The 18,347-nt window shown below is 46.0% G+C and carries 17 protein-coding genes and 2 tRNA genes; 9 read left to right on the top strand and 10 right to left on the bottom strand.

Going from position 1 to position 18,347, the window contains the following annotated elements; all coding sequences use genetic code 11:
* Window positions 1-7: 7 nt before the first annotated feature.
* Window positions 8-706 (bottom strand): OmpA family protein, encoded by a 699-nt coding sequence (locus tag CIK98_RS09335; RefSeq protein WP_094383969.1) that lies wholly within the window; start codon window positions 704-706, stop codon window positions 8-10.
* Between the two features lie 223 nt (window positions 707-929).
* Here CIK98_RS09335 and proS point away from each other — a divergent pair, with 223 nt between their 5' ends.
* From proS to CIK98_RS09290, 9 genes are all read left to right on the top strand, one after another.
* Window positions 930-2,411: a proline--tRNA ligase gene (proS, locus tag CIK98_RS09330; protein WP_094383968.1), complete on the top strand. Its 1,482-nt coding sequence runs from the start codon at window positions 930-932 to the stop codon at window positions 2,409-2,411.
* 74 nt (window positions 2,412-2,485) lie between these two features.
* Window positions 2,486-5,101, top strand: coding sequence for a two-component regulator propeller domain-containing protein (locus CIK98_RS09325; protein WP_094383967.1), 2,616 nt, complete (start codon window positions 2,486-2,488; stop codon window positions 5,099-5,101).
* A 286-nt stretch (window positions 5,102-5,387) separates the two neighbouring features.
* The gene (locus tag CIK98_RS09320; protein ID WP_094383966.1) at window positions 5,388-5,990 is read left to right on the top strand and encodes a riboflavin synthase; all 603 of its coding nucleotides are present in this window, start codon (window positions 5,388-5,390) and stop codon (window positions 5,988-5,990) included.
* Between the two features lie 138 nt (window positions 5,991-6,128).
* Window positions 6,129-7,508 carry a TolC family protein gene (locus CIK98_RS09315; RefSeq protein ID WP_253249682.1) on the top strand — a complete coding sequence of 460 codons (1,380 nt, stop codon included), beginning with the start codon at window positions 6,129-6,131 and terminating at the stop codon, window positions 7,506-7,508.
* A gap of 40 nt (window positions 7,509-7,548) precedes the next feature.
* Window positions 7,549-8,724: an efflux RND transporter periplasmic adaptor subunit gene (locus CIK98_RS09310; protein WP_094383965.1), complete on the top strand. Its 1,176-nt coding sequence runs from the start codon at window positions 7,549-7,551 to the stop codon at window positions 8,722-8,724.
* 24 nt (window positions 8,725-8,748) lie between these two features.
* Window positions 8,749-9,501: an ABC transporter ATP-binding protein gene (locus CIK98_RS09305; RefSeq protein WP_094383964.1), complete on the top strand. Its 753-nt coding sequence runs from the start codon at window positions 8,749-8,751 to the stop codon at window positions 9,499-9,501.
* 2 nt (window positions 9,502-9,503) lie between these two features.
* Window positions 9,504-10,742, top strand: a complete 1,239-nt coding sequence (locus tag CIK98_RS09300; protein ID WP_094383963.1) for an ABC transporter permease — start codon at window positions 9,504-9,506, stop codon at window positions 10,740-10,742.
* Window positions 10,735-11,799 carry a sensor histidine kinase gene (locus CIK98_RS09295; protein WP_094383962.1) on the top strand — a complete coding sequence of 355 codons (1,065 nt, stop codon included), beginning with the start codon at window positions 10,735-10,737 and terminating at the stop codon, window positions 11,797-11,799. The genes CIK98_RS09300 and CIK98_RS09295 overlap by 8 nt, the downstream gene beginning before the upstream one ends.
* On the top strand, window positions 11,774-12,484 hold the full coding sequence (locus CIK98_RS09290) for a LytTR family DNA-binding domain-containing protein (protein ID WP_094383961.1): 711 nt from the start codon (window positions 11,774-11,776) through the stop codon (window positions 12,482-12,484). Before CIK98_RS09295 ends, CIK98_RS09290 begins: the two co-directional genes overlap by 26 nt.
* Window positions 12,485-12,554: 70 nt before the next feature.
* Here the strand turns inward: CIK98_RS09290 and CIK98_RS09285 are convergent.
* The 9 genes from CIK98_RS09285 to CIK98_RS09245 all read right to left on the bottom strand — a co-directional run bounded on the left by CIK98_RS09285 (window position 12,555) and on the right by CIK98_RS09245 (window position 18,336).
* A tRNA-Asp gene (locus CIK98_RS09285) sits at window positions 12,555-12,628 on the bottom strand.
* A 24-nt stretch (window positions 12,629-12,652) separates the two neighbouring features.
* Window positions 12,653-12,726 (bottom strand) — tRNA-Asp (locus CIK98_RS09280).
* Window positions 12,727-12,798: 72 nt separating this feature from the next.
* Window positions 12,799-13,302, bottom strand: coding sequence for a GNAT family N-acetyltransferase (locus tag CIK98_RS09275; RefSeq protein ID WP_094383960.1), 504 nt, complete (start codon window positions 13,300-13,302; stop codon window positions 12,799-12,801).
* Entirely contained in the window at window positions 13,299-14,495 is a 1,197-nt protein-coding gene (locus tag CIK98_RS09270) for a glycosyltransferase family 2 protein (protein ID WP_094383959.1), read from the bottom strand. Before CIK98_RS09270 ends, CIK98_RS09275 begins: the two co-directional genes overlap by 4 nt.
* Window positions 14,492-14,917 carry a hypothetical protein gene (locus CIK98_RS09265; protein WP_094383958.1) on the bottom strand — a complete coding sequence of 142 codons (426 nt, stop codon included), beginning with the start codon at window positions 14,915-14,917 and terminating at the stop codon, window positions 14,492-14,494. The genes CIK98_RS09270 and CIK98_RS09265 overlap by 4 nt, the downstream gene beginning before the upstream one ends.
* 21 nt (window positions 14,918-14,938) lie before the next feature.
* Complete coding sequence (gene recR / locus CIK98_RS09260; protein ID WP_094383957.1) at window positions 14,939-15,547, bottom strand: recombination mediator RecR; 609 nt, start codon at window positions 15,545-15,547, stop codon at window positions 14,939-14,941.
* Between the two features lie 4 nt (window positions 15,548-15,551).
* Window positions 15,552-17,336 (bottom strand): ABC-F family ATP-binding cassette domain-containing protein, encoded by a 1,785-nt coding sequence (locus tag CIK98_RS09255; protein ID WP_094383956.1) that lies wholly within the window; start codon window positions 17,334-17,336, stop codon window positions 15,552-15,554.
* Window positions 17,337-17,338: 2 nt separating this feature from the next.
* Entirely contained in the window at window positions 17,339-17,950 is a 612-nt protein-coding gene (gene yihA / locus CIK98_RS09250) for a ribosome biogenesis GTP-binding protein YihA/YsxC (protein ID WP_094383955.1), read from the bottom strand.
* 2 nt (window positions 17,951-17,952) lie between these two features.
* Complete coding sequence (locus CIK98_RS09245; protein WP_094383954.1) at window positions 17,953-18,336, bottom strand: YkvA family protein; 384 nt, start codon at window positions 18,334-18,336, stop codon at window positions 17,953-17,955.
* Between the last annotated feature and the right edge of the window lie 11 nt (window positions 18,337-18,347).

Genomic DNA, 18,347 nt, shown 5'->3' with positions numbered 1-18,347 from the left:
TATTGTATTATTGCAGTGTACCGTTTTGAGCAGCCTGAATCATCTCCTGGCTTGCATACATGTATACCTCTACGCGACGGTTCTGTGCCTTGCCGGCTGCTGTTGAATTGTCGGCAACAGGATTTTCCTCGCCAAGACCTTCAACGCTCTTTATCTGAGCGCTGGAAACTCCGAGGCTCTGGAGATATGAAGAAACGGCAGTGGCGCGGTCGAGTGAGAGTGCCTTATTCTTCTCTACGCTCTGAGCGGCAGTAGAGTTCTTCCATCCTGCATTGTCGGTATAGCCCTGAATGGCTACGTCGCAAGTGGTGTTGTTCTTCAGCACCTTTGAGAACTCCTGCAAAGAAGTCTTGGCAGCAGAAGCCAGTGTTGCCGAACCTGTAGTGAAGAGGATACCAGAGTCGAAAGTGACCTTTACGGCCTGCAGACCATTCTTGTCTGTTACAGACTCTACCTGTGCGTTCTTCACAGCCTCAGCCTCAGCCTTGGCCTTGTCCATCTTCTTGCCTATAAGAGCACCAGCACCAGCACCTACAGCTCCACCGACGGCAGCACCTACAGCAGTGTTACCAGCCAATTTACCTACTATTGCGCCAAGCAAAGCACCACCTCCAGTACCAATGGCGGCACCCTTTTGTGTGTTTGTACATCCAGAGAGGATGAGGCCCATACAAAGAGCCAGTGAAAATACCTTAATCTTTTTCATTTCTAAAAATATTTTTAATAGTTAAAGTTTTGATTTACCAAACAGGTTTTGGTTTTCGGGTTGCAAAGATAATGCTTTTTTTCTATAATGACATAAAATCATCTTGATTTTTTTCTTTTTTATACATTAATAATGTGAAAAGGAAAAAATTAGTCTATAAATGATTGCATTTATATATTTTTTTGTACCTTTGCACGAAATATCGAACATAACACCAAAAAAAATGGCAAAAGAATTAAAGGATTTGACAAAAAGGGCCGATAACTACAGCCAATGGTACAACGACCTGGTTGTAAAGGCCGATTTGGCAGAACAGTCTGCAGTAAGGGGATGTATGGTGATAAAGCCATACGGTTACGCGATTTGGGAAAAGATGCAACGACAGCTCGACTCGATGTTTAAGGAGACTGGAGTTCAGAACGCCTACTTCCCATTACTCATTCCCAAGTCGTTCCTTTCAAAAGAAGCAGAACATGTGGAGGGCTTCGCCAAGGAATGTGCCGTAGTGACCCACTATCGTCTGAAGGCTAAGGAGGACAAAAGCGGCGTGGAGGTAGACCCTGCTGCCCGCTTGGAAGAAGAACTGATAATAAGACCTACTTCAGAAACTATCATCTGGAACACTTACAAAAACTGGATTCAGTCGTGGAGAGACCTGCCTCTGATGTGCAACCAGTGGTGTAACGTGATGAGATGGGAAATGCGCACAAGACCATTCCTGCGCACAAGCGAATTTCTCTGGCAGGAAGGACACACTGCCCACGCTACACGCGAGGAGGCTGAAGAGGAAGCACAGAAGATGCTGAAAGTGTATGCCGACTTTGCTGAAAAATGGATGGCTGTACCTGTGCTGCAAGGTGTGAAAAGCGAAACAGAACGCTTTGCCGGCGCTCTCGACACATACACTATCGAGGCCATGATGCAAGACGGCAAGGCTCTGCAGAGCGGAACAAGCCACTTCCTTGGACAGAACTTCGCCAAGGCTTTCGACGTGACATACCTTAACAAGGACAACAAGCCTGAATATGTTTGGGCCACTTCATGGGGTGTTTCGACAAGACTTATTGGTGCATTAATAATGACTCACTCTGACGACAACGGACTCGTACTGCCTCCTCGTCTGGCTCCAATCCAAGTGGTGATAATACCTATTTCAAAGGGTGGCGAACAATTGCAAATGATTAGCGAGAAGGTGATGCCTATTGTTGACGAACTGAAAAAGAAGGGCATCAGCGTGAAGTATGACGACGCGGAAAACAAGCGCCCTGGATTTAAGTTTGCCGACTATGAACTGAAAGGTGTACCGGTGAGACTGGTGCTTGGAGCACGCGATCTGGAAAACGGCACCATAGAGGTGATGCGCCGCGACACTCTGGAGAAGGAGACAGTGGCTCTGGAAGGCATTGCAGACTACGTGGAGCAACTGCTTGAGAAGATACAGGAAAACATTTTCGAGAAGGCACGCAAGTATCGCGACGAGAGAGTATATGAATGTGACAACTACGAAGAGTTTAAGGAAAAAATCAAGGACGGAGGCTTCTTCCTCTGCCATTGGGATGGCACTGCCGAAACCGAGGCAAAGATAAAGGAAGAGACACAAGCCACCATACGTTGCGTCCCATTTGCATACGAACAGACTCCAGGAGTGGATATGGTGAGCGGTAAGCCTGCTAAGTGCAGAGTGATAATCGCAAGAAGCTATTGATAGAAAAAGGAGGGAGACTACTCGTCTCTCTCCCCTCTCCCCACTCGTCTCTCCCCACGATAAAACCTAACATCATGACCACCATAACTAAAAAACTAATATTCACATTGGCTATAGCCATAAATATCACGTCTTCAGCCGTGGCACAACAGCTACAGGCTTCGCTATCACACTATTCCACCGACGACGGATTGTGCTCTAATGCCGTATCGGACATTAAGCAAGACGGATATGGATATATCTGGATTGCTACATGGAACGGATTGTCAAGATTCGACGGATATGATTTTTATAATTACAAGACAGGAGGACAAAGTCGGGTTCCACTGCTACACAACCGAATAAGCGACATGCAGATTGATGCCATGCAAAATGTATGGTTGAGAATGTATGACGGAAGAGTGTTTATGGTTGACAGAAAGTCTGACAAAATCATTAACCCTTTTGCCGATGTACACGGATATAAAGACCTCAGGTCGACACACAAACTGGCTACAACACACAATGGTGACATTCTCATTCTTATGGACGGAGTGGGAATATACCGAATGCGCAGTTCAAGAAACGGCATCTCAAAACAACTCATCACTACAGAAAAAGCCAAACCACTGTCAATTGCTGAAGGATACAAAGACGATATCTGGGTGGGCACAGAAAAGGGTATATTCCAAATAAACTCAAGCAGCGAGAGCCTCGACACTGAAGGCATACTCGCAAACGAGACCGTACTGTGCCTCTACTCAAACGGATATAACATCTACGCCGGAACACAGTCGGGAAAAATCATGGAGTGTTCTTACGGTGAGGAGCCAAGACTGCTGGCAGACGTGAAAATGCCTATTTACACCATATTCAAAGACTCAAGGGCTTCCATTTGGTTTGCAACAGACAAACAGGGAATATCAAGACTTGACCTCACAACAAACCAGCAAAAAGACTACCAGCAGACAGTGGTCGTGCCGGAATATGACCAGCACATAGCAAAAGTGTCGGAAGTGGGAGGTACCGTATGGGTAAACATGAACCACGGAGGATTCGGATATTTCAACAGACAAAATGACTCTATCGAATACTTCCACAATAACCCGCTAAACCCATGGGAACTATCAAATACACTTGCATCCTTCCTCGCCCTGCCTGAAGGCATCATCTGGGAGGCTACAAGTCGAAAAGGACTCGAAAAGCTCGAGATCCTGAAAAAGAACATTAAGAGATTTCCTATCTTCGAAGGAGCTGAAGAAGGTAACCAAAATGAAATCAGAGCGTTATACTACGACAGGGAAAGACGTATGCTGCTCATGGCCAACAAAAAGGGTACGCTCATGATGACCGACGGAGTAAACAAAAGATACTTCAACACCATTGACCAAACAGGTGATTTCGGACGTGTCTATGGCATTGACAAAGACAAAAAGGGCAACTACTGGATAGCCACTAAAGGTACGGGACTCATAAAAATGACTCCTAACGGAAAAGGAGGTTACAGCTACAAGAGATACAGAAAAGGAAACAACTATAGCCTAAACGACGATAACACTTACTGCTCGATAGAAGATAACGAAGGTAACATCTGGGTGGCCACATATGGAGGAGGAGTGAACGTGATAACAAAAGACCGCAACGGTACTGAGATTGTCGTGAACTGCAATAACATGATGAAACATTACCCTGCCAACGAATTTAAAAAGGTAAGAACACTCGCACTCGACAAAAAAGGACGGGTCTGGGCGGGAACTACAGACGGAGTGATAATCCTTTCGCTCAAAAACCACAATATAAAGATGTTGCCGGTGGAAGACACAAAGGATGCAGAGAAAAACATGAACAGTAAGGATATCATTACACTCAAATGCGACAGAAAAGGCACCATGTGGATAGGCACCAACGGCGGCGGACTGAGCAAATGTCTCAACACCAACGCCGACAGCGACTTCCAGTTTGAAACATACGGCAACGCCGACGGACTGCCTTCGGAAGAGATAAAGAGCATCACTTTTGACGCAAAAGACATCGTATGGTTTGCAACTGACCACACCCTCTGCTCTTACGACCAAAAGAGACAGATATTCAGCACATTCTCAATACAAGACGGAGTAGACGACTGCATCTGTTCGGAAGGGGCTGCTGCTACCACAATAAGAGACAATATAATATTCGGAACTCTTGACGGATACTACTTCGTGGACAAGCACAAACTCACAAATGCGGGAAAGAGTACGCTGAAACTGAGATTCACCGACTTCTTCATCAACGATGAACTGATATCGCCACGATTCTCAGACCTGTATGACTACTATGTGCCAGACGCCAAAGAGGTGAAACTGCCTGAACACAACTCCATGTTTGCATTCAGGTTTGCTTCGCTCAACTACCAACTTCAACATCGAGTACACTACCAATACATGCTTGAAGGACACGACGAGCAATGGCATACGGCCACCAAGGAAAGGATGGCAAGCTACGCCAACCTTCCATCAGGTACATACACGCTCAGGGTGAAGGTTTCGCTACACGAAACACCCGACAAGTTTGAGGAGAAAGCCATCACCATCATCGTGCCTCCCACATTCTTCTTTTCTACGGCAGCTTTCTGGATATACATGGCGATAGGAGCCGCATTGGGCATCGGTTTTATGGCTTGGAGACAAAAAAGGATAAGAAACGAAGTTATGAGTGCAAATAAATCGTAAAAAATTCGAGAAACTATTGCATATACAACAATAATACATTAACTTTGCACTCAAATTAACGGACCGTATCTGAAAGATAGGGATACTCATCAAATAATTTAGAAAACACGAGATGATTTCTCCTGCCAATGGCGGGCCACAATAAGTCGGAAACGACAAAGCCTTAAGGCCGGTGGATTACAAAGGCGGAGAGTCACTCAAACCTTATTCGTTAAGGAGTTTTCATCATCTTCGGGTACGGTCTCTTTTTACCCCTTTACACATTATTATATTATTATAGAATATTATGTTTTCCGGAATCATTGAAGAATATGCAACCGTTGTTGACGTAAAACAAGACAGAGACAACATCGACATCACACTAACATGCTCTTTCACTCCCCAGCTAAAAATTGACCAAAGCGTGGCACACAATGGAGTATGCCTCACAGTGGTCAGAATAGAAGGCTACAACTACGTGGTGACCGCCATGAAAGAAACCTTGGACAGAAGCAACCTCGGACTACTCAAGAAGGGTGACAGGGTGAACGTGGAAAGGTCGATGATGATGAACGGCAGACTCGACGGACACATAGTGCAAGGACACGTAGACCAAACAGCTATCTGCACCAACGTGGAAGACGCTAACGGAAGCAAGTACTTCACCTTCAAATATGAATTTGAAAAGGATATGGCAAAAAGAGGATACTTCACCGTGGACAAGGGAAGCGTGACAGTGAACGGAGTTTCGCTGACCGTGTGCAATCCTACCAACGACTCGTTTCAGGTGGCAATAATCCCCTACACCTTTGAACATACAAACTTCCACGACATAACCGTGGGAACAAAGGTGAACATTGAATTTGACATCCTCGGGAAATATATCGCAAGACTGAAGGAGTTAGACTAAGGTTAATAAATCTAAAGCTCCTATAATACAACGAGGGAAAACAATGGATAATTTCTACTAAGATACAGAAAATATCGATTATATTTGGATATTTCACGATTTATTCCGAATTTTGCATCAATAAAAAAGGAATAAATCATGAACAAAAAGTATCTTTTTATTTTGTCGCTACTATTGCCGCCGGCCATGACCAATGCTCAAGAGAACATACTGGACATGACCACGGCAAGAGATGCGGACACTTCAAGAAAGTGGACCCTCCACGATTGCATAACACATGCTCTTAACAACAACATTACTCTGAAGAAAAACAATGTGGCCATACTCTCATCAAAAGAGGATGTGGAACAGGCCAAGGCTGCACTACTGCCTTCTCTCAGCGCGTCAACAAACCAGTCTATCGGATGGAGACCATGGAACGAGGCGGGAGTGAGCACAGTGGCCAACGGCACCGTAGTAAACAAAGTGAGCAAGACGTACTACAACGGCAATTACGCCCTGAACGCACAATGGACGCTTTGGAACGGAAACAAAAATCGTAACACACTAAAGCAAAACATATTAGAGGCAAATAAGGCCGAACTCGACTCTGCAACCAACGCCAATGCACTGAAAGAACAAATTGCAGAACTATACGTGCAAATCCTTTACCTCAATGAGGCCATAGAAGTGAACAGACAAAGCCTTGCCACAAGCATGAAAAACGAGGAAAGGGGAAGGATGATGGTGGAAGTGGGAAAAATGTCGAAGGCAGATCTCGCACAACTCACTGCACAAACAAAGCAAGACGAGTATAACATTGTGAACGCACAGGCAGAGACCGAAAAAGCGAAGATGCAACTAAAGCAGATTCTTGAACTACAAGGTGACATGACTTTCGACATCGTGATACCAGAAAAAAACGACCATGAGGCGCTGGCAAACATTCCTGCTCTACAAACTGTCTATGAACAAGCACTGGCATCAAGACCGGAAATTGCGGGAAGCCTGCTGAACATTGAAAGCCAAAAAATAGGAGTAAAAATTGCAAAGGCGGGAAAAATGCCACAGATTAACTTGACTGGCGGTATGGGAACAAGTACCACATCGATGAACAACCATGGAGGTTCTTACCAGCTAAAGACAAATTTCGACGCTTCTCTCGGACTCTCACTCAGCCTGCCTTTATTCGACAACAGGACGACAAAAACTAACGTCAACAAGGCTAAACTCGCAGTGATTGACGCAGACCTGGACCTACAGGACAAAAGGAAAACACTGTATAGCACTATTGAGGGATACTGGATAGACGCTAACACGAACCAACAAAAATTCAAGGCAGCACAGGCCAGTGTAGAGAGCATGCAGGCAAGCTACGACTTGCTGAGCGAACAGTTCAGACTCGGACTGAAAAACATTGTGGAACTCATGACCGGAAAAAACAATCTCGTTACAGCCCAACAAAACATGTTACAAAGCAAGTATATGACTATACTTGACATCCAGCTGTTGAAATTCTATAAAGGAGAGGAGATTTGAGGAGTTAAGGGCAACATTAGAAAAAAAACATTAATACAATATGAAAAAAATAAGCAAATTATGGTATATCGCAGCTACAGTGATCATTGTGGCAGTGGCTGCATGGATGCTCTCTGGAAAACAAAAAGACGTCCAAATACAGTTTAAAACAGAAAAGGCCGCAAAAGCGAATATTCAAAATAGCGTAACGGCTACAGGTACTATTGAACCTGTGACATCGGTGACCGTGGGAACACAGGTCTCGGGTATTGTGAGCAAATTGTTTGTTGACTATAACAGCGTGGTGAAAAAAGGACAGGTAATAGCCGAACTCGACAAGACAAACCTCATAAGCGAACTAAACACGTCGAAAGCTAACCTCGCAAGTGCACAATCATCGCTGAAATATGAAACCGACAACTATAATCGATACAAGACACTGTTTGACAAAGGACTCGTAAGCGCCGACGAATATGAAACGGCTAAACTCTCTTACGACAAGGCAAAACAAACCGTGGCAACGGCAAAAGAGTCGGTGGCAAAGGCTCAGACAAACCTCGGATACGCCACCATCACATCACCAATAGACGGCGTGGTACTCTCCAAATCGGTAGAGGAAGGACAGACAGTGGCTGCAAGCTTCAGTACTCCAGAACTTTTTAACATTGCCCAAAACCTTACCGACATGAGGGTGATTGCTGATGTAGACGAGGCAGATATCGGCGAAGTGAAGGAAGGTGCAAGAGTAACCTTCACGGTCGACGCCTACCCTAACGACACTTTCGAGGGCGAAGTGACACAGGTGAGACAAGAAGCCACCACCACTAACAATGTGGTGACATACGAAGTGGTGATAAGCGCTCCAAACAACGACCTGAAACTGAAACCGGGACTCACGGCTAACGTGACAATATTCACAGCCGAAAAACAAGGTGTGCTCTGCGTACCAAGCAAAGCTCTGAGATTCACCCCTACCCCAGAGACTGTGGGTAATATGAAGATACAAGACACCAATGGGAAAAACAAAGTGTGGACAAAGGAAGGCAACACCCTTAAAGCACACAACTTGCAGATTGGAATGAGCGACGGTATCAACACCGAAGTGCTATCCGGCATCAGCGAGGGCACCGTTATTGTAACCGGAATGGAAGAAATGGCCCAACAGTCTGAAGACATGGGAGAACAACAGGAAAGGTCGCCATTCGCACCTGGACCTCCTGGAAGAAAGAAAAAATAAATACGGGAAAGGACGGAATAAATTATGACAGACAAGAAAGTTGTTATAGAACTGCAGAACGTCAAGAGAGACTTCCTTGTGGGAGAAGAGACCGTTCATGCTCTCCGAGGCGTGTCGTTCAAAATATACGAAGGTGAGTTCGTTACCATCATGGGAAAGTCCGGCTCAGGTAAGTCTACGCTACTCAACCAATTGGGATGTCTTGACACTCCGTCGAGCGGAGAATACATTCTCGACGGAGTACCGGTAAGGACAATGTCGAGATCACAAAGAGCAGTGCTGAGAAACAGAAAAATTGGTTTCATTTTCCAAAACTACAACCTGCTGGCAAAAACCACCAGCGTGGAGAATGTGGAACTGCCCTTGATGTATAACTCGAGCGTGAGCGCACAGGAAAGACACAATAGAGCCATCGAAGCACTCAAGGCCGTGGGACTCGGCGACAGACTCTATCACAAGTCTAACCAGATGTCGGGTGGACAGATGCAGCGTGTAGCAATAGCTCGCGCACTGGTAAACAACCCCGCCGTGATACTCGCCGACGAGGCAACAGGAAACCTCGATACACGCACGTCGTTTGAGATTCTCGTGCTGTTTCAAAAACTGCACGCTGAAGGGCGAACCATCATCTTTGTCACCCACAACCCTGATATCGCCAACTATTCCAGCCGCAACATTATGCTTAGGGACGGAAAGGTGATAAGCGACGAAGTAAACAACAACATTATGTCGGCAGCAGAGGGATTAGCGGCGTTGCCGGCTTCAACTGACGAATAACTATGAATTATACCAATCTTTTAAAAATTGCACTAAGGGCCATCGCTGCAAATAAGACACGGTCGTTCCTTACGGCACTCGGAATAATAATCGGTATCGCGTCGGTCATCACTATGCTTGCCGTAGGACAGGGTACCAAAATGAGCATACAGGCTAACATTGCCGAAATGGGATCGAACATGATCATGATTGGACCGGGAGCCGACAGAAGAGGTGGAGTGAGACAGGACGCATCGTCGATGGAAACCTTAAAGATGACAGACTACGAGTCTATTAAAGACGAGTGTACATACATCAAGGCCATCAGTCCCGTAGTAAACAAAAGCGGACAGTTTATCTACGGCAACGAAAACACGCCTTCCACCATTTATGGCATCAACCAAGACTACATGGAAATAAGACAGCTGAACGTGGCCGACGGAGAGATGTTCACCGATGCTGATATCAAGACTAGCGCAAAAGTGTGTGTGCTCGGACAGACAGTGGTAGACAACCTCTTCCCTAATGGCGGCGACCCAATTGGCAAAGTGGTGAGATTCAATAGCATACCATTCCGCGTGGTGGGAGTGCTGAAGAAAAAAGGCTACAACTCTATGGGTATGGACCAGGACGACCTCGTACTTGCTCCATATACCTCCGTAATGAAGAGAATACTTGCACAGACATATCTCGGCGGCATACAATGCTCTGCCATAACAGAAGGGGTGACAGAGAAAGCCACCGAGCAGATTACCAACATTCTCAGAAGGAACCATAAGCTTAAGGACGCAACAGACACCACGCCTGCCGACGAAGATGACTTCAACATCAGGTCGCAGGAAGAACTCTCGTCGATGATGACATCCACCTCCGACATGCTCACCATACTGCTCGGATGCGTGGCCGGCATCTCCCTCGTCGTGGGCGGTATAGGCATTATGAACATCATGTATGTGAGCGTTACCGAGAGAACAAGGGAGATCGGACTGCGAATGAGTGTCGGGGCAAGAGGCATCGACATTCTCAACCAGTTTCTCATCGAAGCCATCTTGCTCAGCGTAACAGGCGGACTGATAGGAGTGACACTTGGATTGGCCGCTTCCTATGGCATTAACACCATGGCTCACTGGCCTATAGCAATAGAGGGCTGGACCATTCTCATGAGCTTTGCCGTCTGCACTTTTACTGGAGTCTTTTTCGGATGGTATCCTGCAAAAAAAGCTGCCCAACTCGACCCAATAGAAGCATTGAGATATGAGTAAAAAAACAGAAATAGCCTTACACATCATTGCATGGATGATAATTTTTTCCACACCATTGATGTTCACAGGACGAGACGTAACGTTTGACGTGCGACGCTATATCTTCTTTAGCGTCGCACCTCTGACTCTCGTCATTGTCTTCTACCTCAACTATTTTCATCTCATAGAAACCTATTTTCTCAACGACAAGAAAAAACAATTTGTCATCATCAACACAATACTCATCATTGCACTGGGGTTCGCAGTACACTACTGGATGAACTATTGCATTGATTTGTTTAAGCCCGAGGACTTTGCACACTCAAGAAAGGCTAAGGGCTCCGGACCTATATTGGGGTCATGGGTATTCTCGCTCAAAGACTCTTTCAACATGACTCTCTCATGTGTGGTGGCCACAACAATTCTAATGGCTAAACGGCTGCATGAGACAGAGAATGCAAGGAGAGAGGCAGAGAACGCAAAGACAGAAGCCGAGCTAAAAAACCTAAGGGCACAGATAAACCCTCACTTTCTGCTCAACACACTCAATAATATTTACGCCCTCACGGCTTTCGATACCCCAAGGGCACAAAAGGCCATTGACGAACTGAGCCGGATTTTAAGACATGTGCTTTACGACAACGAGAAAGGGTTTGTAAGCATTTCTGAAGAAGTGAAGTTCATCAGCGACTATGTAAGCCTTATGAGAATCAGGGTGGCTGCAAACGTGGACATCAAATTCAACATCCATATTGACGAGAAATGCCAAGCTTTTGTAGCGCCCATGATATTCATCTCGCTCGTGGAAAACGCATTCAAGCATGGCATTAGTGCAACGCAAGACAGCTTCATCGGAATAGATATCAAGGCCGACGACAATAAAATAGAGTGCCACATAAGAAACAGTAACTTCCCCAAGCCCCAAAACGACCATAGCGGCCATGGCATAGGACTGACACAAGTGGGAAAAAGACTTGAACTGATATACAAGGACAAGTATAAATGGGAAAAATGGACAGACAACAACGTGTATAATTCAAAAATAATAATATATGACACTAAACTGCGCAATTATTGACGACGAGCCACTGGCAGTGGAATTATTGGCAAGCTACGTGAAACGTACTCCCTTCCTTAATCTTACAGGAGGATACAACAGTGCTATTAACGCTATGAAAGAAATAAGGGAGAAACCGGTAGACATTCTTTTCCTTGACATACAAATGCCAGAGCTAAGCGGACTGGAGTTTGCAAAAATACTGCCTAAGGACACTCGAATCGTGTTTACCACAGCCTTCAGCGAATATGCCCTCGAAGGATATGAAAGCGATGCTTTGGGCTACCTGCTCAAACCTATCAGTTACGAGAAATTCCTTAACGTAGCAAAGAAAGGACTCGACTGGTATACTAAAATACAGAAAATCAATAGTTACCGCAACGATCGCTTCATGTTTGTAAAAAGCGACTACAAACTCATAAGGGTTGACTTCGACGACATCATTTACATTGAGGGACTGAAAGACTACGTGAGGATATTCCTTGAAAACGGAGAGAAAATCATGTCGCTGATGAACATGAAAACTCTCGAGGACTTCCTGCCGGCTCCTGAGTTCATGAGAACACACCGCTCGTATATCGTACACACCAACAAGGTAAAACTCGTTGACAGAATGAGATTTGTCTTCGGCGACACTTACATACCTGTATCAGACAGATATAAAGATGCGGTGAGCGACATTCTTGACAAATATACCTTGGTATAAGAATAAGGGGAAAACTTTGAAAATGAAAGACGGAAACAAAAAAAGTGAAGCGCAATGCTTCACTTTTTTGCGGTGCGTACGGGACTCGAACCCGTGACCCCATGCGTGACAGGCATGTATTCTAACCAACTGAACTAACGCACCAATGTTTACCCATAAAAAAAATTGCGGTGCGTACGGGACTCGAACCCGTGACCCCATGCGTGACAGGCATGTATTCTAACCAACTGAACTAACGCACCTTGGTTGGTTTCTTATTTGCGGGTGCAAAGGTACGGACTTTTTTTCATTCTACCAAATTTTTTTGTAAGAAATTACAGAAAAAACTGCAAAAACACCGCATTTGTGTATTTTTGACCATCAAAAAGCCAGTCGTCAAGCATTTTTTCGCCTGTAAAACCTATTGAGCGGAACATGTCGAGCACTTGATGATTGTCCTCTGCTATTACCACATAAATCTGATGGAGATGTATGATGCTCCTCGCATAGTCGAGCAAGTGCATCACCATCGCCCGGGCATAACCTTCTCCCCTAAAGCCTTTCCTCACCACAATGCCCATCTCCGCCCTGTTATGGCGTGGTTCGAAGTCGTTGAGGTCTGCTATGCCTACCACCTCTCCTTCCTCGTTTTCAACTATTAGACGCAACTGGCGGTCGGCATAGATGTCGCACTGGCTGTTTGCTATATAATCATGGAGTAAATATCGGGAATAAGGCGAATTGCTATAACCTACAGTCCAAAGGTCGAGGTCATTTTCTATCTCATACAATACATCGAGGTCTTCGGGTTCTATAGCACGTAATGTAACTTTCTTCATCTTATTATTTCACTTTGGGTTATTATGGAAGATGTGGATGGCTGAAATACTCCAAGGGAAATGTTTCTCATATGGTTGTCGCTGACAAAAGAGAGCATAGAGCCATAGTCAAACTTCTCGGGGTCAAACACCACGGTCAATGCCTTTCCGGTTTCATCGCTGAGCCTGTCTACATAAGACGACACCTCATTAAGACTGGAACAGATGCACAGTGTGGCCTCAAGGCCGTGTTTGTTGCTTATCTCACGACAAGTGGCTACCATGGAGCCAGAACCGACAAATAGCATTGGACCTGCGGTCAAGCCATTGTTTCGTCGGGCAAAGCCCAACGACATCCTCATACGCTCGGTAAGCATGAGAAGCAATGCAGACGATGCTTTCACTATGATGGCTGTCTTTATCGGAATGGAGATAAACAGTCCGAGATGGGAGAAATGCTTTCTGAAAAAGATGTGCATGGCCTGATAGAACACATGGACATAACGGAACGAAGACTTATGGGTACTCTCGCCCTTATAGTGCAATATGGTCTCAGGCACATACCAGTTGGTGGCGCCTGATTTCAAAATGCGGTAAGAAAGGTCGATGTCCTCGCCATACATGAAATAATCCTCGTCGAGCAGTCCTACCTTTTTCAGTACGCTTGTCCTCAACATACAGAAGGCTCCGCTCACCACCTCTATCTGCTGTGGAGAATCCCATGGCAGATGACCAAGGTAATACCGTCCAAAACGACGACTATTTGGAAACATCCCGCACAAACCACTGAGTTTGTAAAAGGCAGTCATGGGAGTCGGCACACCACGTCGCGACTCAGGAGCCACCGTACCGTCGGCATTCAGCATCCTCACACCCGCCGACCCAGCCTCAGGATGGCTATCGAGAAAACTTATCACTCCCTTCACGACAGACTCTGACACTATTGTGTCGGGATTGAGCAACAATACATATTCGCCACGCGACTGTCGAATGGCAATATTATTGGCCTTGGCAAAGCCGAGGTTATGGAGATTCTCCACTATTCTTACTTCAGGATGGTACTGGCGTAACAAAGTCACTGAATTGTCGCGCGAATGATTGTCAACCACTATCACCTCACTGTCTGTTCCTCTCAAAGCGTGACTGAGACTATCGACACACTGAAGCAGATAATGGCTTACATTATAGTTTACGATAACAACAGATAGCTTCATAACTGCAGTTCTGAGGATTCTGTCTGGCAGCGTCTTTCACTTGGGAAAACGAATGCCATGGTGATGAGACAAATGATGGCCAAATAACCAAAGGTTGTCTGCATAAACAGGTAATACAAAAAGGTATTGGCAAGCATGAGGCCTGAGACAACACAAAGGCGAAGCGATGCAAAACCTGTGTATCGGCTTTTATCGGCCTGCAGATTACGTATGACTGCAGGAAACTTAAAGAGGCGTAGTGATAGTGGCAGTCCTGCTACAGTGAGTAGTTCGAGCGCCATTGTCACATAGTATTCTGTCACCTCATTGCCGGCAAGAGTACCTGGCAGGATTACATTGGTCTCAAAAACAGCCACCACTATCAATGCGGCTGCAATCGGAAGCCAAAACAACAAATGGAGTATTTTCTTCGTTCTTTTCATATTTTTTTCAAAGTTGTATCGTCATCCCTTCATCGGTGTCCTGTTCAATATCGAGCGTCCGAGAGTTACTTCATCGGTATATTCCAGTTCATTGCCTACGGAAATTCCTCTGGCAATCACAGATACCGATACATCATGTTTCTCAAGACGGCGGGAGATATAGAAGCTTGTGGTATCGCCTTCCATTGTGGATGAAAGGGCGAGAATGACTTCCTTCACACCTCCCTGCCCTACCCTCTCGACAAGACTGTCGATATTCAGGTCTGACGGTCCAATGCCGTCCATTGGTGAGATGATACCACCGAGCACATGGTATAGTCCATGAAACTGCTGTGTATTCTCTATTGCCATCACGTCCTGCACATTCTCCACGACACATATCACAGAAGTATCTCGACTATGGTCGGAACACATCGTGCAGACATCGGTGTCGCTAATGTTATGACACACCTTGCAGTACTTCACGTCGTGTCGCAGCCTAATTATGGCCTCTGCCAGTGAGTCTGCGGTGTCGGTGTCTTGGCGGAGGAGATGAAGAGCCAATCGAAGGGCTGTCTTGCGCCCTATGCCTGGAAGGCGGGAAATCTCGCCTACGGCCTTTTCCAATAGCGATGACGGGTATCTTTCCATAGGCCTACGACTCTATTTCGCTTAGTTCCAACCAACGCATCTCCTTTTCCTCCAGCTCTTCCTTCAATACAGGCAGGCGGCGGCTTTTCTCTGTCAGTTCGTCCACTGACAATGTGCCGCTACACAGCTGTTCTTCTATCTGTTTTTGCTCTTCTTCCAAGTCTGCTATATCCTTTTCGAGCTGTTCAAACTCCCTTTTCTCCTTATACGACATTTTTCGTTGCGTGTCTTTACGATAGGCAGCAGGCATTTTTTTCTCTTTCGGACTTCCCTCAATCTTTTCGTCCTTTGACTTCAGTGCCGACCAATCACGGAACTGCGTGTAATTGCCGGGGAAATCCTGTATCTCTCCATTTCCCTTGAACACAAGCAGATGGTCTACGACGCGATCCATAAAGAAGCGGTCGTGGCTCACCACTATCACACATCCCGGGAAATCTTGAAGATACTCCTCAAGCACGCTCAGCGTGGTAATATCGAGGTCATTGGTGGGCTCATCGAGTATGAGGAAATTAGGGTTACGCATGAGCACCGTACAAAGATAGAGCTTTCGCCTCTCGCCACCGCTGAGCTTCGCAACATAGTTGTACTGTTGCTCAGGGGTGAAGAGAAAATGCTGAAGCAGTTGGGAGGCTGTAAGATGCCGCCCTCCTCCTAAGTCTACATAGTCGGCTATGGACGTAACGACATCTATCACTTTTTGCTGTTCGTCAAACTGTAGTCCTTCCTGTGAGAAATACCCGAATCTTACGGTTTCGCCCACCACTATTTTGCCAGTGTCGGGTTTCTGATGTCCGAGCAGCATCTTGATGAAGGTAGACTTTCCTGTACCGTTGTTACCCACGATGCCCATTTTCTCATATCGGTTGAAGTTATAGTAGAAATCTCTGACTATCACCTTGTCGGGCTCAAAGGTTTTCGAGATATACTGACACTCGAAAATCTTGCTTCCGATATATACATTTGACGACTTCAGTCGCATCTGGCGTTCTTCAATGCGCTGTTGTGCTACCTTTTCCAGTTCATAGAAAGCCTCTTCGCGATACCTTGCCTTGTGTCCGCGTGCCTGTGGCTGCCGCCTCATCCATTCAAGCTCCGTCCGGTAGAGATTGTTGGCCCGGGCTATCTCTGCACGTTTAGCGTCAATGCGTTCCTGACGTTTCTCCAGGTAATAGGAGAAATTGCCACGATAGGTATAGACAGTCCTGTCATCGAGCTCCACTATCACAGAGCATACACGATCGAGGAAAAAGCGGTCATGTGTCACCATGAGCAACGTCTTATTGCCACGATTGAGAAAACCTTCGAGCCACTCTATCATCTCAAGGTCAAGATGGTTGGTAGGCTCGTCGAGTATGAGCAGGTCTGGCTCCGTTATCAGCACGTTTGCCAGTGCGACGCGTTTCTGTTGTCCGCCGCTCAGTTGTCCCATAGGTTGTGTGAGGTCTGTTATCTTCAACTGTGTGAGTATCTGCTTGGCACGCAGTACTTTCTCATCCTCACCATTATGGTTGAAGCATGCGTCGATCACCGTTTCTGCCGGGTCGAAATGAGGAGTCTGCACGAGAAAGCCCACCTTTATGTCACGACGGAATATCACACTTCCGCTGTCACACCCCTCTGTCCCGGCAATGACCGAGAGGAGAGTGGACTTTCCAGTGCCGTTTTTGGCAATGAGACCCACCTTCTGTCCCTGCGCCACGCTGAAGCATATATTCTCGAAAAGCAAGAGGGCGCCAAACGACTTTGTCAGATTACGCACTTCAAGCATAGGAGTTTCCTGGGCCATTGTCAGTCTTGGCCCTCCTTCAGCTCCTTGTTTATTTTCTCTATGTATTCGAGCAGTTCGTCACGTCCCTGTTTGTTTTCGCTCGACGTGACTATGTATGGTGGCAGTTCCTCCCACGTCTCAAGGAGTTTTCGCTTGTATTCCTCCACGTTAGTGTTCACCTTTCCCTGACTAAGTTTGTCGGCCTTTGTAAACACGATACAGAAAGGCACGCCACTTTGTCCGAGCCAGTTGATAAACTCCACGTCTATGGCCTGAGGCTCCAATCTCACGTCAACCAACACAAACACCGACACGAGTTGATGTCGCTGTAGTATGTATCCCCTTATCATTCTGTCGAGCTTTGCAATCTCGGTTTTTGAGCGCTTGGCATATCCATATCCAGGAAGATCGACAAGATACCATTCCTTGTTGATAATGAAATGGTTGATAAGCAATGTCTTTCCTGGCGTGGCTGATGTCTTTGCCAGTTTTTTATTTCGGCAGAGCATGTTGATCAGGCTTGACTTGCCTACATTCGAGCGTCCGATAAAGGCATACTCAGGTTTTGTGTCGGCTGGACACATGTTTACGACAGGGGCAGAGATTACAAATTCAGCTGTCTTTACTTCCATAATCAGATACCCAAATCGTCTATTTCCTTTATCTCATCCTCATCAAACCACTTCTGCAGTTTTTCCTTGGCACGGTCTTTTATCTCCGGCTCCACATTCACCCAAACCTTGCGCAGCACATAAACCAGCACGCCAAGGTCGTCGGTAAGGCCTACGATTGGTATGGCGTCGGGTATGGCATCCAGTGGACTTATCATATATCCCAACGCACCAATGATTAGTGCCTTGTCCGTCTTTGAAACTTTATCACTCTGCAGCGTGTAGTAAAGTATCAGCGCCGCATAAACCAGTTTTGCGCCAGCTCTCTTTGCTATTCGTGAGATCTTGTCAACGAAATCGCTTGCCGAGAACTTATTGGCATAACTCATAAAATCAGGTAATTCCATAACTTTATTTT

This window comes from Prevotella sp. P2-180 (genome assembly GCF_002251435.1).
GTDB lineage: Bacteria > Bacteroidota > Bacteroidia > Bacteroidales > Bacteroidaceae > Prevotella.
The sequence above is the reverse complement of the archived record's forward strand: the minus strand, read 5'-3'. Positions and strand labels throughout refer to the sequence as shown.